This is a genomic window from Methylobacterium sp. CCH7-A2, from assembly GCF_001557075.1.
Classification (GTDB): Bacteria; Pseudomonadota; Alphaproteobacteria; order Rhizobiales; family Beijerinckiaceae; genus Allobosea; species Allobosea massiliensis.
This window is the reverse complement of the sequence record NZ_LSKN01000223.1, coordinates 1-18,111: the sequence shown is the minus strand read 5'-3', so window position 1 is coordinate 18,111 and position 18,111 is coordinate 1. Positions and strand designations below refer to the sequence as shown.

25 protein-coding genes and 1 tRNA gene are annotated in these 18,111 nt (G+C 67.1%); 19 read left to right on the top strand and 7 right to left on the bottom strand.

From position 1 onward, the window contains the following. Window positions 1–76: 76 nt before the first annotated feature. Both AX750_RS16380 and AX750_RS16375 read right to left on the bottom strand, forming a co-directional pair. Window positions 77–370: a hypothetical protein gene (locus tag AX750_RS16380; protein ID WP_066734834.1), complete on the bottom strand. Its 294-nt coding sequence runs from the start codon at window positions 368–370 to the stop codon at window positions 77–79. A 62-nt stretch (window positions 371–432) separates the two neighbouring features. Continuing rightward, the gene (locus tag AX750_RS16375; RefSeq protein WP_156446680.1) at window positions 433–1,230 is read right to left on the bottom strand and encodes a hypothetical protein; all 798 of its coding nucleotides are present in this window, start codon (window positions 1,228–1,230) and stop codon (window positions 433–435) included. Between the two features lie 285 nt (window positions 1,231–1,515). On the opposite strand from AX750_RS16375, the gene AX750_RS16370 reads away from it, so the two are divergent. The 12 genes from AX750_RS16370 (at window position 1,516) to AX750_RS16315 (ending at window position 8,056) form a co-directional block, all read left to right on the top strand. Continuing rightward, on the top strand, window positions 1,516–1,845 hold the full coding sequence (locus tag AX750_RS16370) for a hypothetical protein (RefSeq protein WP_066725852.1): 330 nt from the start codon (window positions 1,516–1,518) through the stop codon (window positions 1,843–1,845). After that, window positions 1,842–2,072, top strand: coding sequence for a helix-turn-helix domain-containing protein (locus AX750_RS16365; protein ID WP_066725862.1), 231 nt, complete (start codon window positions 1,842–1,844; stop codon window positions 2,070–2,072). Before AX750_RS16370 ends, AX750_RS16365 begins: the two co-directional genes overlap by 4 nt. 11 nt (window positions 2,073–2,083) lie before the next feature. Further along, complete coding sequence (locus AX750_RS16360; protein ID WP_068074831.1) at window positions 2,084–2,593, top strand: hypothetical protein; 510 nt, start codon at window positions 2,084–2,086, stop codon at window positions 2,591–2,593. A 128-nt stretch (window positions 2,594–2,721) separates the two neighbouring features. Further along, window positions 2,722–3,591 carry a 3'-5' exonuclease gene (locus AX750_RS16355; RefSeq protein ID WP_066725846.1) on the top strand — a complete coding sequence of 290 codons (870 nt, stop codon included), beginning with the start codon at window positions 2,722–2,724 and terminating at the stop codon, window positions 3,589–3,591. Continuing rightward, window positions 3,578–4,621 carry a hypothetical protein gene (locus AX750_RS16350; protein ID WP_156446679.1) on the top strand — a complete coding sequence of 348 codons (1,044 nt, stop codon included), beginning with the start codon at window positions 3,578–3,580 and terminating at the stop codon, window positions 4,619–4,621. The genes AX750_RS16355 and AX750_RS16350 overlap by 14 nt, the downstream gene beginning before the upstream one ends. Beyond that, on the top strand, window positions 4,618–4,965 hold the full coding sequence (locus AX750_RS16345; protein ID WP_066725840.1) for a hypothetical protein: 348 nt from the start codon (window positions 4,618–4,620) through the stop codon (window positions 4,963–4,965). Before AX750_RS16350 ends, AX750_RS16345 begins: the two co-directional genes overlap by 4 nt. A gap of 91 nt (window positions 4,966–5,056) precedes the next feature. Further along, window positions 5,057–5,854: a hypothetical protein gene (locus AX750_RS16340; protein WP_066725837.1), complete on the top strand. Its 798-nt coding sequence runs from the start codon at window positions 5,057–5,059 to the stop codon at window positions 5,852–5,854. 194 nt (window positions 5,855–6,048) lie between these two features. Next, window positions 6,049–6,294, top strand: a complete 246-nt coding sequence (locus AX750_RS16335; protein WP_066725834.1) for a hypothetical protein — start codon at window positions 6,049–6,051, stop codon at window positions 6,292–6,294. Window positions 6,295–6,329: 35 nt separating this feature from the next. Next, window positions 6,330–6,836: a hypothetical protein gene (locus AX750_RS16330; protein WP_066725832.1), complete on the top strand. Its 507-nt coding sequence runs from the start codon at window positions 6,330–6,332 to the stop codon at window positions 6,834–6,836. 143 nt (window positions 6,837–6,979) lie between these two features. Beyond that, on the top strand, window positions 6,980–7,186 hold the full coding sequence (locus AX750_RS16325) for a hypothetical protein (protein ID WP_066725829.1): 207 nt from the start codon (window positions 6,980–6,982) through the stop codon (window positions 7,184–7,186). A 19-nt stretch (window positions 7,187–7,205) separates the two neighbouring features. Then, window positions 7,206–7,790, top strand: coding sequence for a hypothetical protein (locus tag AX750_RS16320; protein WP_156450179.1), 585 nt, complete (start codon window positions 7,206–7,208; stop codon window positions 7,788–7,790). Then, window positions 7,787–8,056, top strand: coding sequence for a hypothetical protein (locus tag AX750_RS16315; RefSeq protein ID WP_066725823.1), 270 nt, complete (start codon window positions 7,787–7,789; stop codon window positions 8,054–8,056). Before AX750_RS16320 ends, AX750_RS16315 begins: the two co-directional genes overlap by 4 nt. Window positions 8,057–8,210: 154 nt before the next feature. Here AX750_RS16315 and AX750_RS16310 read toward each other — a convergent pair whose 3' ends face one another. Further along, window positions 8,211–9,620, bottom strand: a complete 1,410-nt coding sequence (locus tag AX750_RS16310; protein WP_156446678.1) for an integrase family protein — start codon at window positions 9,618–9,620, stop codon at window positions 8,211–8,213. A 187-nt stretch (window positions 9,621–9,807) separates the two neighbouring features. Here AX750_RS16310 and AX750_RS16305 point away from each other — a divergent pair. The 4 genes from AX750_RS16305 (at window position 9,808) to AX750_RS16290 (ending at window position 12,465) form a co-directional block, all read left to right on the top strand. Beyond that, window positions 9,808–9,882, top strand: a tRNA-Thr gene (locus AX750_RS16305). A 113-nt stretch (window positions 9,883–9,995) separates the two neighbouring features. Then, on the top strand, window positions 9,996–10,433 hold the full coding sequence (locus tag AX750_RS16300; protein WP_156446677.1) for a hypothetical protein: 438 nt from the start codon (window positions 9,996–9,998) through the stop codon (window positions 10,431–10,433). 128 nt (window positions 10,434–10,561) lie between these two features. After that, a complete protein-coding gene (locus AX750_RS16295) occupies window positions 10,562–11,545 on the top strand; it encodes an MBL fold metallo-hydrolase (RefSeq protein ID WP_066725816.1) in 984 nt (327 codons plus the stop codon). A 146-nt stretch (window positions 11,546–11,691) separates the two neighbouring features. Then, on the top strand, window positions 11,692–12,465 hold the full coding sequence (locus AX750_RS16290; RefSeq protein WP_082735258.1) for an NAD kinase: 774 nt from the start codon (window positions 11,692–11,694) through the stop codon (window positions 12,463–12,465). A 31-nt stretch (window positions 12,466–12,496) separates the two neighbouring features. Here AX750_RS16290 and AX750_RS16285 read toward each other — a convergent pair whose 3' ends face one another. Next, window positions 12,497–13,711, bottom strand: a complete 1,215-nt coding sequence (locus AX750_RS16285; RefSeq protein ID WP_066725811.1) for a DUF2336 domain-containing protein — start codon at window positions 13,709–13,711, stop codon at window positions 12,497–12,499. Further along, on the bottom strand, window positions 13,708–14,787 hold the full coding sequence (locus AX750_RS16280) for a hypothetical protein (RefSeq protein WP_082735257.1): 1,080 nt from the start codon (window positions 14,785–14,787) through the stop codon (window positions 13,708–13,710). The genes AX750_RS16285 and AX750_RS16280 overlap by 4 nt, the downstream gene beginning before the upstream one ends. Before the next feature lie 196 nt (window positions 14,788–14,983). Between AX750_RS16280 and AX750_RS16275 the strand changes: the two genes are divergently transcribed. The 3 genes from AX750_RS16275 to AX750_RS16265 are packed head-to-tail and all read left to right on the top strand — an operon-like array spanning window position 14,984 to window position 16,590. Then, window positions 14,984–15,481, top strand: coding sequence for a MaoC family dehydratase (locus tag AX750_RS16275; protein ID WP_066725808.1), 498 nt, complete (start codon window positions 14,984–14,986; stop codon window positions 15,479–15,481). 4 nt (window positions 15,482–15,485) lie between these two features. Beyond that, window positions 15,486–16,364 (top strand): CoA ester lyase, encoded by an 879-nt coding sequence (locus AX750_RS16270; RefSeq protein WP_066725805.1) that lies wholly within the window; start codon window positions 15,486–15,488, stop codon window positions 16,362–16,364. A 19-nt stretch (window positions 16,365–16,383) separates the two neighbouring features. Beyond that, the gene (locus AX750_RS16265) at window positions 16,384–16,590 is read left to right on the top strand and encodes a hypothetical protein (RefSeq protein WP_066725802.1); all 207 of its coding nucleotides are present in this window, start codon (window positions 16,384–16,386) and stop codon (window positions 16,588–16,590) included. A 128-nt stretch (window positions 16,591–16,718) separates the two neighbouring features. Here the strand turns inward: AX750_RS16265 and AX750_RS16260 are convergent, their stop codons facing one another. Both AX750_RS16260 and AX750_RS16255 read right to left on the bottom strand, forming a co-directional pair. Next, window positions 16,719–17,324: a flavin reductase family protein gene (locus tag AX750_RS16260; protein ID WP_066725799.1), complete on the bottom strand. Its 606-nt coding sequence runs from the start codon at window positions 17,322–17,324 to the stop codon at window positions 16,719–16,721. Between the two features lie 4 nt (window positions 17,325–17,328). Beyond that, entirely contained in the window at window positions 17,329–17,898 is a 570-nt protein-coding gene (locus tag AX750_RS16255) for a nitroreductase (protein WP_066725796.1), read from the bottom strand. Window positions 17,899–18,111 lie beyond the last annotated feature (213 nt).

Sequence of the window (18,111 nt, the reverse complement as noted above, 5' to 3'; positions counted from 1 at the left end):
TGGAAAACAGCGCCAGATCACCGCTTATCTGCAGCGAGATTGAGTCAGACCCAAAGTTCGACGCCGATCCCCCGCCTTACGGGGTCAAACTTGCACGCCGAAACACAGTCACGACGGCGGCGGCATACCGGAGCACCGTCTGGACCTGGGATTCGGCCTCGCTTTTGGGCGCCATGATCGCCTGCTCTTCGCGAGCCTGGGCGAGTTCGACGGCTTCATCCGCTTCGATGCCGGCAGCGGTGGTGAGCTCGCCGCCGCCGCTGGACGGCAGGCATGCGAGGACGAAATCCCTGGTCTTCTCGCACCAGACGCGGACCATGACGGGGATCGAGGCGAGAGCGGCGGCGAGGGCTGCTAGAAACTTTTTCATGGTGACCTCCTGTGAGGCCCCCATGATTCAGCGTGACGTAGCAAGCCACAAATCGCGTGACGTCACAGGCCAAGGCGGCGTCGAAGTTCGGGCGGCAGCTGTCCGCGATGCGTGTGCAGTATCGAAAGACCGTAGGCGGCTTGCTCAACAGTTAGACTAGACTGCTCCGCAAGATAGTGTCCCGAAATCGTCGTCGAGCGGCCCCAGCCTTCGCTGTTCTGATGCTGGGCACGGTCCGCATCAATGACTGATAGCCAGCGGCAAGCTTCGTGGACCGCATCGCGGATTTGAGGATCGGCGGCCCGTGCCATCGCCTGCGGCTTTGCGGGCCTCGACGTGCGGTCGGCGGCCCGCGCCAGGGTTGCCGCGGCTTTTTTGACGATCCGCTCGGCGTCGTCCAAATCCATGCCCTCGCCGTGCGCAGCCAAGGCGATCGCGCGCGCTTGATCTTCCGGCTGCAGCAGCCAGATCCGCTTTTCGACGAGCGCTCGAAGCTCGGCCTTCACCCGCGCCGGGCGCTCGTTAGCCGCCTTCGCTTTCTCAGCGGCCCGAGCAGCGTCGCGCTGACGCTTCTCTTCAAAGACGCGGTCCCAATAAGCTCGCTTCTCGGCTCTCTCTCGATCGCGCTTTGCACGCCACGCCGGCATAGCGGCGCGGATCTCCGAAACTGCGAGTGCGGCGAGTTCGTCGTCGCAGGACTTGTAGAACACCGGCCAGGCGTAGCTGCCATCGAAGCCAACCGCAGCGAGCAATTCGGGAAACGCTTTCCACGCGTCGTAGAACTCTCGCGTCCCGCCCGCGCGCAGGACGCCTGGCTTCATGTGATCGGGCGCCCAACCGTCCATTCCGAACACCGCCATGTTCGCCTCCTCCGAATTCGACTGGCCCATTTTAGCACCGCTCAAGCGTATGCAAGCGGGCATGAAAAGAATTGATGGATGCCAGGTCGATCATTCTCGCAGGCCGTTGCCACTCCGTTCTTTCTTTCGCTCTGAGCGGACCCAAGTTTGGGAACCTAAGGGGTCTTAGATACACAACAGATCCTGATGGCATGGCGTCAACTCTGACCGCCTGATCGCTTTTAGCCTGTCGGTTCAAAAATGAATCGCTAGATTCACTGGGTCACTCGAACCCAGGAGGCCCACGTGGCCGAAATCCTCACCTTCAAGAAGACCTCGCCACCCACGACGTCACGCCAGGCTTTCATCGAGTCCCTGTTGGCGCTCGGCGCCGGCGGCAGCGACATGACGCTCGACGTCGTCATCACCAAGGCCCGCGAGACCGCCTGGCGCGAGGCGGTCCAAATCGCTGACAATTGCAGCCATTACGGCTGGTGCAGCGTCGAAGGCGAGCATTTTCCGCTCGTCGACACGCTCGACGAGGGCGCCCGCGAGGACGCAGCCGCCGCAGCTGCGCTGGTCGTCGCCTGCGACCTGATCCTCGCCAAGTGGACCTCGCTGAGGCCGTCCTCATGAGCGCCCTTCCGGAAACCGCCCTGGACTTCGACGAGGTCATGTCCGCTCTCCGAGATGCCGTCGCCGCCGCGGGGAGCCAGCGCGCCGCCGCCGACCGCATGGGCGTCAGCCAGGCGTACCTTGCGGACGTCCTCCACGGGCGCCGGGCGATCGGTGGCCGCGTCCTGGAGGCCCTGGGCCTGGAGCGCGTCACCCTCATCGTCCCCCGCCAGGAATCCCGCTCATGAGTCACTGGTCCATGCCTCTCTCCCCGCCCCGTCACTACGATGGTCACCGCCTCCCGCTGCGGCTGGAGATCCAGCCGACGGACGTTGGCCCGATCGCCGTCGTCGTCGACGAGGATCACCGCGACGTCGAGATCCCGAACGCCAGCTTCGACGACCTGCGCGCGTACGTTGCCGCCGCGAATGAAGGGCTGCCGCACACTGTCGGGCATCGCCTGGTCTCCTGGAGCCCCTGCGATGCCATGCCGTGGCACCTCGCGACGGCCTTCGAGTGCCTCGCGGTCGGGGTTTATCGCCACTGGATCACCCCCGCGATCCGCGAGGAGCTCAAGACCAGGATCTGCTGGACGGACCGCGACGGGCACCCACACCCCGTCCACGTCGATCGGTGGCTCCGCTGGCGCGCCGCCGAGGACGAGGCTCTGGTCGCCAAAGGTCTTCGGGCTGTTCCAGCGCCTCCGTTCAAGGCCGTCTCGAAGGCCTTCCGGGGCTACCTCGGGCCTTCCGGCAACCAGATCAGATAAGTATAAACTCAAGTATATCCGCAGCGTTAACCAAACTGCGGAATGCCTCTTGCGGTTAACCAATCTCAAGATTGCGCTTGCCACAGCACAGCGAACCGCTCACCCTTCAGTCAGTCAGGAGTTGCTTTATGTCCTTCAATGTATCGTCCATCGAAACCGTCACCCCGCCCGCCGATCGGCTAGCTTGGCTCCGCGCCGAGCAGAAGCGTCTGAAGCGTGAGGAGGACGCCGTCCGCGCCGGCCTCCTGGCCGACCGCGAGTCCCGGGTTGGCGCCACGCACTACGCCATCGTCTCCGACCGCCAGCGGACCACGACGGACTGGCAGGGTCTCGCCAAGTCCTTCTCGCCGACCGAGGCGCAGATCCAGGCGTACACGTCGACGAGCGATTACCAGCAAATCGACCTCGTCGACGTGCCGGATGTCTGGGACGTCCTGCGGCTCCTGGATCGCCACCTGATCGTCCTGGATTCCGAGACGACGGGTTTCTCTCCGATCCACGACCGCATCGTGAGTCTTGCCGCTCTGCCCGGTCTGCTGGTCGGCGGCGAGTTCCTCCCGGGCAACTCGGCACGCTGGGTCTTCAATCCCGGCAAGCCGTGCCACCCGTCCGCAACGGCGGTCCACGGCATGTCCGATGAGTACCTCGCCAGCCTGCCGGCGATCACCCCCGAGGATGGCCGCGCTATCGCTGGCGTCCTCTCGGATTGCGTGATCGTGGCGCATAACGCCCCATTCGACATTGGCTTCGTCGACGCAGCCCTCGATCGCCTCGGCGTCAAGCGGCCCGACGTTCCGGTCATCGACACCCGCATCCTCAGCAAGGTCATCTGGCCGGGCGAGAAGGCGACCCTCGACGCGATGAGCGAGCGCCTGGGCGTGGATCGCTCCGAGCGTGCCGACGGCATCCATGACGCCCTGGGGGACTGCACCCTCCTCGCTCGCTGCCTGCCGGCGATCCAGGTTCTCTTGCAGGAGCGCGCCGGTGACCCCCTCTGAAACCCGCGAGAAGCGCGCTCGCCGCAGGGAGCCGTCTTCGGTCAACGACCTTTGCTACCAGCGTCCGGACCCCGTCAAAGTGGCCAAGATCTTTGATAGCCCGGCATACGGTCGTGCGGCGGCATTCGAGCGCTGGTCGTGGCTCTCGCACGGTGCTGTCGAAAAGATCGCGCAAGAAGGCCGCGAGATCCTCCGAGGCAAGGCGGGCGGTCCAATTCAAAGGGGGCCTCGACGCCGCACGACGCCAGAGCAGGAAGAGGCCGCGATCGCGAAAGTCTTCGAGCTCGGCGGCGTGGGCAGGGCATCGAAAGCGACCGGTCTCACGTACACCTTCATCCTGACGCTTCTCCGGGAGCGCGGAATCACCGACTACCCGAAGGTACCCGGTTCCGAACGTGGTCGCCTGGCCGCCGAGGGGCGCGCCCGCAAGGCAGCCGCGATCTTCGAAGGCAAGCCGTACGACCGGTACGCGAACGTCGTGAAGCTCGTCGTCGCCCCGCGGGCCGACCGCAAGGTGCCGCCCGACGAGACGATCATCGCGGACAGCCAGAAGGGCCTGTCGACCAAGGAAATGGCTGCCGCCTATGGCGTCACCTACCCGACCGTCTACGCGACCCTCCTACGCCTCAAGCTGCCGACGTCTCACCGTAAGCCCAAGCCGCTGCCGAGTCTCAAGGGAGAACCCGCCGATATGTCCAAGAAGGAATGGTGGAAGGTCGCCCCCACCAACAAGCCGGTCGTCGAGCCGGTGGAGGCGATCGAGACGCCCCCGGAGCCGGCCCATGCCGATCCGATTCCCAAACCTGTCGCCGAGGAGCCCGCCGTCATGTCCGATCCTGTACCCGCCACGGCCCATGAGGCACCACGGCTTCAGCCGGGCGAACTCAAGCCCGGCTCGAACACCGGCAGCGCCATCCATCTGGACGACGACCTCAAGCGTCTCCTGCTGATCGCTCGACTGATGTCTGCCATCGACCTCGACGCCGATAGCGCTGCTGCGATCGTGCACGCCGACCGGAGAGCCGCATGACCGCCGCCGAAACCCGAGAGAAGCTGCGAGTCCTCTATAACGAGGCCAAAGCCGCTGGCCTCGCCAAGACCGTCTTCGAGATCGACGCGATGCTCGGCCTCGTCTCGGCTCGGGCGATCGAGAAACTCGAAGCGGCCCTTGTGGACCCGGGCCTTCAGCGCCAGCACGAGAACATCGTGGAATCCCTCGACGCCGAGCCGGCCCCTCCGAAGCCGCCGGTCGCCCCGCCGATGCGGAAGCCCATTCCCGCAGCAGGCGCCCCGCCAGCGGCCAGGAAGACGCCCCCGAGCGCCCCGCGGCGGGTGACCGGGCCGGATGCGATGGACGCCGAGATTCCCTTCTAGATGCCCCGGACCTGCCTGCGGCGGCTCCGCAAGAGCCGTCTCGGGGAGAGCCAAGCCTGGCTTTCAGAACCCCCTGTTGCGTGGAGTACCTATGGACGACGACAATTTCCCGGATGGGACGAGCTTAGAATTCTCGTTCAGCATGAACTACAGCTACATCGTGCCGTTGTCTGAACTCGACGAGCCCGACGAACTCGCGCGCATGATCGCCGAGGATTACGTGCGGCTCGACGAGCGGAACGGCCTGGCCATCCTGACCCGCAAGGGCTGGGGATGGTGTCGCTACGAGCACTCCCGAAACCGCGACGGGGGCGACACGTTCCTCGGGACGGTGCCGCTCTACATGTCCAAGGCCGACCTAGCGGAGCGCCTGAAATGGCCGGTGGAGCAGGTCGAGGCCGAATGCGCGGATCGCTTCGCCCCGGCTCTCAACTCGGTAGGCTACGTCGACTACAATCACGTCGCAGAGATCATCGGGCTCCCCGACGCAAGCTTCGCGCCGACCTGCGTCTACCCCCGCCCGGCCTCGCCCGAGCCATACATGAATGTCGTCGGCGGCTGGCTCTATGTCCCGCACGTGCGGCAGTTGTTCCAGCAGCATGATCTGGAGATCGAACTGACGGTTGCCGACCTGGGAGACAGGCTCGATGGAACGGACGAGCCCGCCGATGTTCGCGAGCAGCTCCGTAAACACGGCCACTGCTACGTGTCATGGGGAGTCGTCTACGGCCCGCGCGGGCACATCGCGTACGTCGAGCTCGACGACGACGGGACTCCGCACATGCCCTGGTCGATCGCGGAGTCGATCCTCCGGGAACACGCCGGCGTCGAGACGCTGACCTTCGAGATGCTGAAAGCGGCTGCGAAAGACGGCTGCGACAGACTCTAGGAATCCAGCCCTAAAAATTCGCATTTTTACGCAGCAGGGCCGGTTTCTGATCGCTTTTACGCAGCGATGACGATTTTTACGCGGTTGCGAATAATTTTACTCGCACCCCCCTTGCATGTCGCTAAAATGCGAGTATATTTACTCACATGAGGCAGCCAGGAAGGCGACCTCGCAACCCGCCCCAGGAGGCACCGATGCACTACATGCTGAAGACGAACGAGCAGGCGATCGAGGCTCTCAAGATCTGGGCCGTCCAGCACAAGGAGATCTCGGGCGAGCCCCACAGCCGCTGGATCAACGCCGCCGACCTCATGGAATACTACCTCGACGTCGGAGCCTACGTGGCCTCCCCCGAGATCGATCGGGTTGCCGTTTTCGCCGTCATCCATCCCTGGCTCCGCGCCATGGTCGCCGCCGAGCAGGTTTCCCTCGCTGCCTGATTACCTTCAACCCATCACCGCCCAGGAGGCACATCATGAACAACGCCATCGTCGATAAGCTCGAAACCCTCGTTTCCAAGGCCACGAACGCCGGTAACGCCCAGCTGCTCAACCGCTACCTCGACGCCGCCATCGACGACAACCGCTGCGCCGTCATCCGCTCCGGCAGCCAATGGGCTGTCACTACGAACGGCTTCCTTCTCTATGAGGGCGATTTCACCACGATCCGCTCGAAGACCGTGGCGATCATCGAGGACCATCTCAACACTATGCAGAGCCTGATCCCGGTGCCGGTGAAGACCGAGATCACGGACGCCGACGTCGAGGCCGCGCTCCAGAACGCCGGTCGCTTCTACATGTACGTGCTCGAAGATGTCGACGATGGCGAGATCAAGATCGAGTACAGCCCGGTACAGATCAACACCGAGTGGGCCTCGAACTGGATCGAGGTCAACGAGGTCGAGAACCACGAAGCCGGTCGTGCCGCCCGCGCCGCGAACCCCCGGGCCGCGATGAGAGCCCTGCTCTCCCGCCGCACCTGATCACCACCACGGACTGCCGGGGCACCTCGCCCTGGCCATCCTGTGAGCCCGTTTCCGCCGAGTGACTGCGGCGAGTGCCCTGGCAGGCCAGAAACGGGTTCACAAGATGGCCACCGGTCATCCCAACTGCCTAGGAGGGCATCATGATCGACACGAATGATCCAGCCGAGATGAGATTCGTCGCCAATTATCTGCGGCGCCTTAAGGGGCAGATCTGCACCCCCTCGGGTTTCCCGAAAGACTACATGGATTTCATCCGCGAGCAGCGCCTCGCGGTCTTCAAACAGTGGCCCTCGGGTCACTGGTCGATCACTGATAGCGGTCACGATTTTCTCGCAGAGAACTCCTGAGGAGGGCATCATGAAGACCATGTATTTCGAGGTCGCTTGCGAAGGCCGCGTCGTCTACGTCGCCCTTGCGACGACCGCCCAGGCCAAGGTCAAGGCTGCCGGTGCCAAGGCGCTGAAGGAGCGCGGCTGGGGGGCCGTCGAGGCCGCCGACCTGACGATCCGGACGCCCCGCGGCATGAGCGTCCGAGCCCTGGCGACGCGGTGGACCGAGCATTTCCTGGACCTAGACGAGACGATCGACATCCTGCTCCGCGAAGACGACGAGTGCGATCCGGAGGACCGGCCCCCGATGCTCTCTCCGCGCCGTCTCCGCGCCGAGATTCCTGGCTGGCCGGAGACGATGTGGGGCGAGGTCGAGGGCGAGTGGACCCATACGATGAGGCTCCTCGGCAAGGGCACGCCCGAGCGCCGGGCCTTCGAGTCGGCATTCGACAAGATCACCAGCAGGCGCATCTCCAGCCGCGCCTACGCCCGGCTACCTGAAATCGCCCGAAAGATGCTCCGCGAGAACGAGCCCGATCTGGTGACTGCGATACTCTGCGGACGCTATTGGGTCCATCCGAACTCGGTGCGGAACGTCGTACACGTAGAGTCCCGTCGATGACCGAGCGTATCTGGACGCCCGATTCCGTCGCCTTTGTCGCCACGGTTCTCTACGGGGAGCGCTGGCAGAGCGCACTGGCCGCGGACATCGCTGCGGCCCTTGGGAAGCCGTTCCGGCAAAATAGGATCTCGCAATGGTACGTCGAGAAGGGCTCTCGCCCGATTCCGACCAGCCTCCAGCCCACGATCACGGCGGTCTTCCGACGGCGCCTCGACAGCACGTCGGTAGACAGGGGTAAGGCCGCGGCGATGATCGCAGACCACTAAGAAGAAAGGCCCTCGGATCGCTCCGGGGGCCTTCTTGCATCTTCCCGCCAGCATAAGTGGCGATGCGTCCCGACGTAGCTACCGTAGTCGGAAAGATAGGTCTGCCCCGCTTTTGCAGCGGATACTCATAAGATGGCGATTCGGTCGGCGAGGATCAAGCTACCTTTCTCGCCGCCTTCTTCGCCCGCGTCGCCGCTTCCTTCTCCAACCGGATGGCCCGCATCGCTCCCCTGAGCGTCTCCAGGTCTCCTAGCTCAGACTCGGCCGTCGCTCGGTCGAGCAGGCCCCTCCACGCGTCCAGGATCACCTGCTTCTGCTGAAGGCGCCTCGCCTTCGAGTAGCTGCCCTCGGTGACGTCGTCGCTGGTATGGCCCTCAGAGTGGTCCAGGACGAGCTTCAGGTCACCGAGCGGGATGCCGAGGACATCCTGCCCGTGCGTCGTCAGCCCGCGCCGGACGTCATGCGGCGACGCCACGATCCCTGGCAGGTACGCCAGCGCGTGCGAAAGCGAATCGGCATTCACGTGAGAGACGTCGTCGCCAACGCGTCGTGGCCGCACCTGTTGGAACAGCCATGGCGATTCGGTTTCAGCCTTAAGCCGCCTCCGGACCATGTCGGCAACCTGGCCGCTCAGGGGTAGGTCGTGGCTCTTGCGGCTTCCCAGGCGTCTCGCCGTCTTCCGGTGAGCGGGCGGGATACGCCAGACCAACGTCCCGTCCTCCTCGATGAAGTCAGCACGACGCGCCGCGACGACCGTTCGACGCCGCTGGGCGGTGTAGACCAGCAAAGCGATAGCGTCGGCGATCACCGGCTCCAGAACGCCCGAGCCCGCGATCGCGAGCAGGCGACCGAGCTCTGCGACGGGCGGCACGTAGGTGCCCTGCCCGGTCTCTTCTTCCTTCGTCGACCGCTCCGGCGCCCGGAGCAGGCTCATGTCGGGACCGAGGACGCCCGAGCGCAGCTGTTGGGCGTCCTGCGATAGCCACTTCCACATCGGCCTGAGGCATTCGGCCAGGTGCTCCGCGTGGCGTTCACGTCCCGACCGATGGATGCCGGCGACGATGCCAGCCAGGTCGCGGCGCGTGATCTTGGCGACCGGCGTGTCCTCGATCGGCTTGAGTTCGCGCAGCGAGAGCATGCTCTTCCTGTCCCGCCAGGTCGCCTCTCTGCGGGTGCGCTGCACCTCGGCCAGGTAAGCATCCCTCGCCTGGGAGAACGTCCACCTGGCGACAGGTGCCGGCTTCGGCGGCGCGGACGCGATCAGCCGACGGCTGACCAGCTGATCGGTCAGCCAGGACTCGGTCGGCGCGATCCGCTCCTCACGGACGAGCAGCATCGCAGCCGAGGCGAGGTCTCTGGCCACGGTGAGACCGAACAGGTCCAAGCCGCCCAGGCGCAGCCGGATCGGCGTGCCGTTGAGCGTCGATCGGAAGGCCCAGGCCGGCGCCCTTCCTACTCGCAGCACGAGACCAGGCGCACCGGCGTCGGAGACGTCGTAGCGCTGCCCGGCCAGGCCATCGGCCAGGGCCTTCTTTACGGACGCTTCGCTCAGACGCTTGGCCACGGGGAACACCTCACGAACTCGGACGACTTTCGGACGAGTCCATCAGAATCTTCATCGTCCAACAGGGCAAGGCGTTTCACCGAAATCGGTTAACCATGGAAGGAACCTAATTGGTCTTAAGTACCGATTGCTTCGCCGTTTTTCGGGGTTGCCCGGCACCCTCCCAAGACGTAGAACGCGCTCGGATGCCGGCGTAGCACAGCGGTAGTGCAGCGGTTTTGTAAACCGAAGGTCGGGAGTTCGATCCTCTCCGCCGGCACCATTCACGGCTCCAGCCGTCCGACGACACGCCGCCGCCGGCGCGCCCGGAGCCACGATCCACGCGAAGGCCGGTCCTGCCGGCCCGACGGGGTGAACGAAGCGAACCGGACCGACATGCCTGCGCCCACCGATTCCAGCCCTCACAGGCCAGAACATCTGCTCGCCCTGGCGGATCGCTGCGAGGCTGCGAGCAAGCCGGATCGCGCCCTCGACGCCGACATCTACGAGGCGCTGGGCTTCAACGTCCGGCGCAAGCCGAGCCATCTGGTCGGTCGCCGCACGCCGCCCGGCGGCATCTATCAGGAAGGCTCGCTGTGGAAGACGCTCGGCTCCGCCAGCGCCAATATCGACGTCGCGATCGGCCTGCTCCGGCAGAAGGCGCCCGACTGGCGCTGGAGCCTGCAGTCGCTGGCCGGCGAGGACACGGCGACCTTCCAGGCGCTCGTCGCGGAATGCCAGGCCAGCGGCACGATCGGTGCCCTCGCCCTCTGCGCGGCGATGCTGCGCGCCTTTGCGCGGGCCCGCGCTGGGACGGAACGCGATAAGATCTGAGCGCCGCCCGCGCCTCACGAAAACTTGACCCCCTCCCTGCCCCTGCGACAGCGCTCCGGCGTTGAACCATCGCCGCTGCCCGCTAGGGTCCGTCACCGGCTCCGCCCGAGCCGAGGGAGACAAGAACGATGACCGATCTCAATCTGTCGCGCCGCACCGTCATCGCCGGCGCCGGCGCCCTCGCCGCCGCAGCCACACTCGATTGGCCCGGGCTCGGCCCGGCCCAGGCCCAAGGAGTTCCCGTGAACCAGGCACCCGGTTTCTACCGCTACAAGATCGGCGACATCACGCTGACCGCGATCAATGACGGCTTCGCCCGCCGCCCGCTCGAGGGCTTCGTCCGCAACGCCGAGCTGGCCGACGTCAAGAAGGCGATGGAGCAGGCCTTCCTGCCGGCCGATGCGCTGCCGATCTCCTTCACGACGCTGGTCATCCAGAACGGCGACAAGACCACGCTGATCGACACCGGCAATGGTGATTCCGGCGCCCCGACCTCCGGCCGCTGGATGGCGAACTTCACCGCCGCCGGCCTCGACCCGAAATCGGTCTCGACCGTCGTCTTCAGCCATTTCCACGGCGATCACATCAACGGCTTCCGCCTGAAGGACGGCACGGCCGTGTTCCCGAATGCCGAGGTCATGGTCCCGGCCGCCGAATGGGCCTTTTGGATGGACGATGCCAAGATGAACGCCGCCCCCGAGGCCATGAAGGGCGCCTTCGGCGGCGTGCGCCGCGTCTTCGGCCCCGTCGCCAAGGATGTGAAGCAGTTCGAGCCCGGCAAGGAGGTCGTCTCGGGCGTCACCGCTGTCGCCGCGCCGGGCCATACGCCGGGTCACACCGTCTTCGCGGTGGCCTCGGGCGGCAAGTCGCTGATGATCATGTCCGACACCACCAACCACCCCGCTCTGTTCGTGCGCAATCCGGACTGGTCGGCCGTGTTCGACATGGACGGGCCGCAGGCGGCCGCCACCCGCCGTAAGCTGCTCGACATGGTCTCCGCCGACAGGATGCAGGTCGCGTTCTACCACGCGCCCTTCCCGGCCACGGGCCACATCGCCAAGGCCGGCAACGGCTTCGAGCTGGTGCCGGTCCAGTGGAGCCCGGCGATCTGAGCGCCTCGCGACACCGCGATCAGTGAAGGCCGGGGGCTGCCCCGGCCTTTTTCGTTCCGCGGATCGTCCCGGCCGGCTCGCGATCCGGCGGCCGCCTGTGCTAAGCCACGCGCGCGCCGCCCCGGCGCATGCCGTCAGGACCCGTGATGACCGACCGCTTCCAGGCCATCTCCTTCGTCGCCAGCGACACGCCGGAGGCGCAGGCCGCCCTGGCGAAGCTGACCGAGCGCTACGGCAATGCCGATCCGGCGACGGCTGACGTCATCGTGGCACTCGGCGGCGATGGGCTGATGCTGCAGACGCTGCACCGCTTCATCGGCACGGGCACGCCGATCTACGGCATGAATCGCGGCTCCGTCGGCTTCCTGATGAACGAGTTCCGCGAGCGTGGCCTGCGCAAGCGCCTCGCCGAGGCACAGCGCGCCGTCGTCCATCCGCTTTCGATGCATGCGGTCGACCAGGACGGCACCGAGGTTCGCGCCGAGGCGATCAACGAGGTCTCGCTGCTGCGCCGCTCCTACCAAGCCGCCAAGCTGCGGATCTCGATCGACGGCCAGGTCCGGCTCGATGAGCTCGTCGCGGATGGCGTGCTGCTGGCGACGCCCGCCGGCTCGACCGCCTACAACCTTTCCGCCAACGGCCCCATCCTGCCGCTCGAAGCGCCGCTGCTGGCGCTGACGCCGATCTCGGCCTTCCGCCCCCGCCGCTGGCGCGGCGCGCTGCTGCCGGACCATGCCAAGGTCACGATCGAGGTGCTGGAAGCCGGAAAGCGGCCTGTCAGCGCGGTTGCCGACCATGTCCAGATCGACAACGTCCTGCGTGTCGGGATCGAGATCGACCGCAGCGTCGACCTTGTCATGCTGCACGATCCCGGCCACAGTCTGGACGAGCGGATTTTGCGCGAGCAGTTCGGCTACTGAGGAAAGGCTGCACGGCCCCTGGCGAGCAGCCTCACGCCGCCTGCCGGATATCCCCGATCTCGAGCTCGACCAGCAGCGCCGGGTCGGCCTCGACGAGATAGGCGAAGGCCGCATCGTCCGCGAGCGAATCCGCCATGGCGCGGGCCTCCTCGCGCGCGGCCTCGGCGTCGAGACGCCGCAGCAGCCCCATCAGGGCATGGCCCTCCGCGCCGTCCAGCCGCTCGCAGGCGATCAGCACTTCGCGCAGGAGGCTGCGGTCGATCCCTCGCCCGGAGCCGCCCTTGTCGAAGCCGCGCGCATTGAGCGAGGCGATCGCGGCGGCGAAGGCCGGCTGCAGCGAGTCCGGCAACCCGGCCTTGCGGCACAGCGCCTTGAGCCCGGCCCCGCGACGGTCGCGCAGCAGCGCCGCCACCCGGCCTGCAGGCAGATCCGAAAGGAGCACGAAGGCCGCTTCCGCCAGAGCTGGCTCCCCTGAGAGCAGAGACCGCAGCATCAGGCCGGGCGTCAGCCGACCATGGGCGCGCAGCACCTCGACGATGGCCGGTGCATCGCTGTCCTCGCCGCCCGCCGCGAGCGCCACCGCGACCCGCTCGGTCGATTCCCGGGCGAGCCGAGCACTGCGCTCCGGCGTCAGCCAGCCGCATCCGGCCACGAAATCGGCCAGTGCATCGGAGACCCGCGCGGCGATGGTCTGGCGCAACCCGGCGGGCAGGTCGATCCGCGCCAGCAGCGCCTCGCGCAGCACGCCGCAATCGCCGGCCCGTTCGACCATGCGCTCCAGCGAGAAGTCGGGAATGTCGGCGGTGCGGTTGCCGGCGAGCGTCACCAGCGCCTCCTCGCAGCCGACTTCCGCCAGCGCCGCACAGACGCCGGCCGGCAGATGCGGCCGCAGCGCGATCGCCTTCTGCGCCAGCATGTCGCCGATCGCCGCCGCATCGACGAGATCGGCCTCGGTCAGCACCGGCGAATGGGCGAGCACAAGGGCTGCCACGTCGCTCTGCTCGGCCACGAGCCCGAGGATGAGATTGCGCGGCGCCCGCGGCGAGGACGCCACCTCTTCCGCAATCGCCCGGCGCACCCGCGGAGAGGGATCGTCGATCAGCGCGATCAGCGCGGTCTCGGCCTCGGCCCGGTCCTCGTCGGCCATGCCGGAGCGCAGATAGGCGCCCGCCAGCGCGGCCGCGCCGTTGGCGCGCTCTTCGGCATTGGCCGTGCGGGCCCAGAGCAGGAAGCGACGAACGATCATCGGCCGTTCCGCTGGATCATGAAGGCGGACAGATCGAGCGGCGCCCGGCGATTGCGGGACGCAGAGCGCTCTTGCACCACCCCCGCCGGCTGCGTCAGCTCGACAGGCCGCGACGGCGGCAGCGGCGCCTGCACCGTCCGGCTCGAAGCGGCGGCGTTGGCGGCGGCGGCGTCCGACGCCGTCGGGGCGACCGCCGTGGCGTCCGACTTCGTCTGCCGCGGGAAGAAGCGGTCGGCCGGATCGAGCGAGGCCGTCCGGCCCGCATCGCCGCGCGGCGTCGACCAGAGATTGGCGACCGCCTGCGAGACCGGCTGGCGCGAGCCTTCGGTCGAGAACAGGCCGATCAGACCCTTGGCCCGGCCTGGCGCCAGCGCGGCAGCGATCTCGGCCGGCTTGTCGCCGCCCTGCCCCGTCGCAGCCTGCGTGACGGTCGCGGAAGCGGCGAGCTGGGTGTTGGCGTGGCTGGCGGCCAGCACGCCATAGACCTCCTGGGCGCTGCGGGCCCGGCCGGTCTTGTCGAAGAAGATGCTGCGATTGGCGGCGGCGGCTTCGGGGAAATCCTTGGCGGCAGCGCGCGTCGGGTCGCTCGCCGCGGTCTTGATCAGGTCGGCAGCCCCGCGCGCGCCGAGAACATGGGCCATATAGAGCTCGCCCGCCTGCGGCTGGCGGCCGAGCGCACCGGCCAGCTGCTCGCGGTTCTTCTGCGTCAGCGCGCCCGCCATGACGGCGGCGACCTGCGGATCCTTGCGCAGCTCGAGGATCTTCTCGCGAGCCGCCGGATCGGCGACGGTCAGCCGCCCGCCGGACTCGGTGATGGCGTCGGCATAGCTGGAAAGCCCCTGCTTCGGCCCCTCCTGCTTCACCATCGACAGCCAGGTCTGCTCGATGAACTGGAACAGGCCGGTCGCGCTCGAGGTCTTCGCCTTGGCATCGGGCTCCAGCGAGGATTCGCGCTGGGCCGTCTTGAGCAGGTAATCGAACCCTGCCCCGGTCTTGGCCGCGCCGTCGCGGATGGCGCTCACCACCGGGTTTGCCGGCTGGGTCTCGCGCGACTGCGGGGTGGAGAACAGGAACATCGGGACTCTCGGGCGCACCCACCGGCGGCGGCCGCCGCAGGACTCTGCGGCGCGGTCTGGAGAGTGGCCCGGTTATGGTAAGCGAAGCGTTAATCGCGACGCATCGTCAGCTTGCAGCAGCGGGAGACCGGGGGGCGCCTTTCGCCGACGCGATGCGCTAGAGTGGCGGAATCGCCTTGGGCATGGAGAGACAGGGATGCCAGAGCTGAAGCGCCACAAGCGCGGCGGGATCTATTTCGAGGATTTCGAAGTCGGCGCCGTGATCGAGCACGGGCTGACGCGCACCGTCACGCAGATGGACAACATGCTGTTCTCCAACATGACGCTGAACCCGCAACCCCTTCACATCGATGCGCATTTCTGCGCGACCGAGACGGAATGGGGCCAGCCCCTTATGAACTCTCTGTTCACGCTCGGCCTGATGATCGGCATCTCGGTCAACGACACCACGGTGGGCACCACCATCGGCAATCTCGGCATGACCGACGTCACCTTCCCGGCCCCGCTCTTCGAGGGTGACACGATCAACGTCACCACCGAGATCGTGGCCAAGCGCGAATCGCGCTCGCGACCGGATGCCGGCATCGTCGAGTTCCATCACCGCGCCTACAAGCAGGACGGCACGCTGGTGGCGCAGTGCCGCCGCCAGGCCTTCATGCGCCGGCATCCCGCTCCCGTGGCGCTGGACGTCTGACCCCATGCGCTCGCTCCTCTTCGTTCCGGGCGACAGCCCGCGCAAGCAGCAGAAGGGTCTCGCCAGCGGTGCCGACGCCTTGATCCTCGACCTCGAGGATTCGGTCGCGCTCGACGCCAAGCCGCAGGCCCGCGAGATCACCCGCGCCTTCCTCGACGAGGTCCGTGCCCTGCCGCGTCGTCCGCGCCTGATCGTGCGGGTGAACGCCCTGTCCACCGGCCTGACGGAGGCCGATCTGGATGCCGTGATGCCAGGCGCGCCGGATGCGATCATGCTGCCGAAATCCGAGAGCGGCAGCGACGCCGGGCATCTCGCCGCCAAGATTGCGGTGCGCGAGGCCGAATCCGATCTGCCCGATGGCGGCACCCGGATCATCCCCATCGCCACCGAGACGGGCAAAGGCATCTTCGGCCTGGGCAGCTATGCCGGCGCGACCCACCGGCTCGAAGCGCTGACTTGGGGAGCCGAGGACCTGTCGGCCGATCTCGGGGCCGAGACCAACCGCCTGCCGGACGGCCACTACACCGATCCCTACCGGCTCGCCCGCGCGTTGACGCTGTTCGCCGCCTCCGCCGCCCAGGTCGATGCGATCGACACGGTCTTCACCGCCTTCCGCGACGCCGAGGGCTTCCGGGCCGAATGCCTGGCGGCGCGGCGCGACGGCTTCACCGGCAAGATGGCGATCCATCCCGACCAAGTGGCGCCGATCAACGAGGTCTTCTCGCCCTCGCCGGAGGCTCTCGCCCGGGCGCAGGCGATCATCGCGCTGTTCGAGGCCCATCCCGGCGTCGGCGTGATCGGGCTGGATGGCGAAATGCTCGATCGTCCCCATCTGATCAGGGCGCAGCGCCTCGTGGCGCGCGCTCGCAAATGGGATGAATGAACCGCTGGAGGCGATTCGAATGACTCAGGTTTTCGAGGTTTCGGGGATGCATTGCGGCGGCTGCCTGTCGCGCGTGCAGGTGGCGGCCGAGAAGCTCGCCCCTGGCACCACCGTGACGCTGGAACCGCCGCGGCTGACCCTGCCGCAGGGCTCTGCGCTCGACGCCGCCGCGATCAATGCCGCCCTTGCCCCGCTCGGCGACTACCGCGTGAAGCCGGCGGGCTGATTGGGCTCACACTAGGCCGACACGTCATTGCGAGCGCAGCGAAGCAATCCAGGGGGACGTCGAGCGCTGCCACCCCTGGATTGCTTCGTCGCTGGCGCTCCTCGCAATGACGATGAGCGTCGCCCCCATCAGCCGCCCGGCGGGCGCTCGATCGAGAACAGGTGGTCGACCTCGGCATAGTCGGCATAGCCGCAGCGCGCGACGGGATGCGCCGCGGCGGTGTCGAAGCGGCCGTCGCGGATGAAGGCGTCGTCCATGAAGATGCCGACGACCTGCCCCAGCACCATCCAGCGCTCGACGCTGCGGCCCTCGAGATCGACGAGCTGCTGAACCGAGAGCAGCTTGCATTCCAGCGCGGCCGGGCTGCCGGCCACGCGCGGCGGCTTGACGAAGCGCGACGGCGCCATCTCCAGCCCGGCATGGCCGTATTCGCTGGTGCCCCGCGGCAGCGGCGCCGAGGTCAGGTTCATGGCGCCGACCAGCGACTTCGTCACCATCGAGCAGGTGAACTCGCCCGTCTCCTCGATGAAGGCGATCGCGTCCTTCTTGCCCTCTGAGGAGAACATCACGATGTGCGGCCGTGTCGAGACGGCGTTGAAATAGCTGTAGGGCGAGAGATTGACCTCGCCTTTGGCGCTCAGCGCCGTGATCCAGCCGATCGGTCGCGGCGTGACGATCGCCTTGAACGGGTCGTGCGGCAGGCCGTGATCCTGCGCGGCGGGCGAATAGATCATGGCGTCACGCTCCGTAGTGGCTGACGATATCGGCCAGCACGGGCCGCTCGCGGTCGGGCGGCACAGAGGACGCCGTGCCGAGATGGATGAAGCCGGCGACGCGCTCCTCCGCCTCGAGCCCGAAAGCGGCCAGCACGCTGCGGTCGAAGGAGAACCAGTTGGTCAGCCAGCAGCCAGCGAACCCCATCGCCTGCGCCGCCACCAGCATCGTCATGCAGACGGCGCCCGCGGTCAGCTCCTGCTCCCATTGCGGGATCTTCACATGCGGCGCGGCCCGGGAAACCACCGCGACAATCACCGGCGCATGCAGCAGGCGCTTGCGCTCGAAGGCGACCTGATCCTCCGCGGCATCGGGATTGCGGTTGCGGAAGGCCTGCGCCACCACATCGGCCGCCTGCTCGCGGGCCGCTCCGGTGAAGACGATGAAGCGCCAGGGCACCAGCTTGCCATGGTCCGGAACACGCGAGGCGATGGTCAGGAGTTCGTCGAGCTGGGCGCCCTCGGGGCCAGGCGCGGCGAGCAGCTGCGGCGGCACGGACCGCCGCAGCTTGAGCAGAGAGAGCGTATCGGTCATGAAGCATCCGGATGCGAGGAACCCGCCCAGACCTAGTGACTCGCCATGATCAGGACAAGCGAGCCTGCTGAGACATGGGCGCAGGGGGGCCCGAGGCTGTGATCATGTTTGAATGCGAAGGCTTTGAGAGAAGACGGCGCCGGCTGGGCCTCCGCACCGCCGCGCTGCTGCTCGGGCTCGCCTCCGGGCCCGTCTCGGCACAGGCTCCCGCCC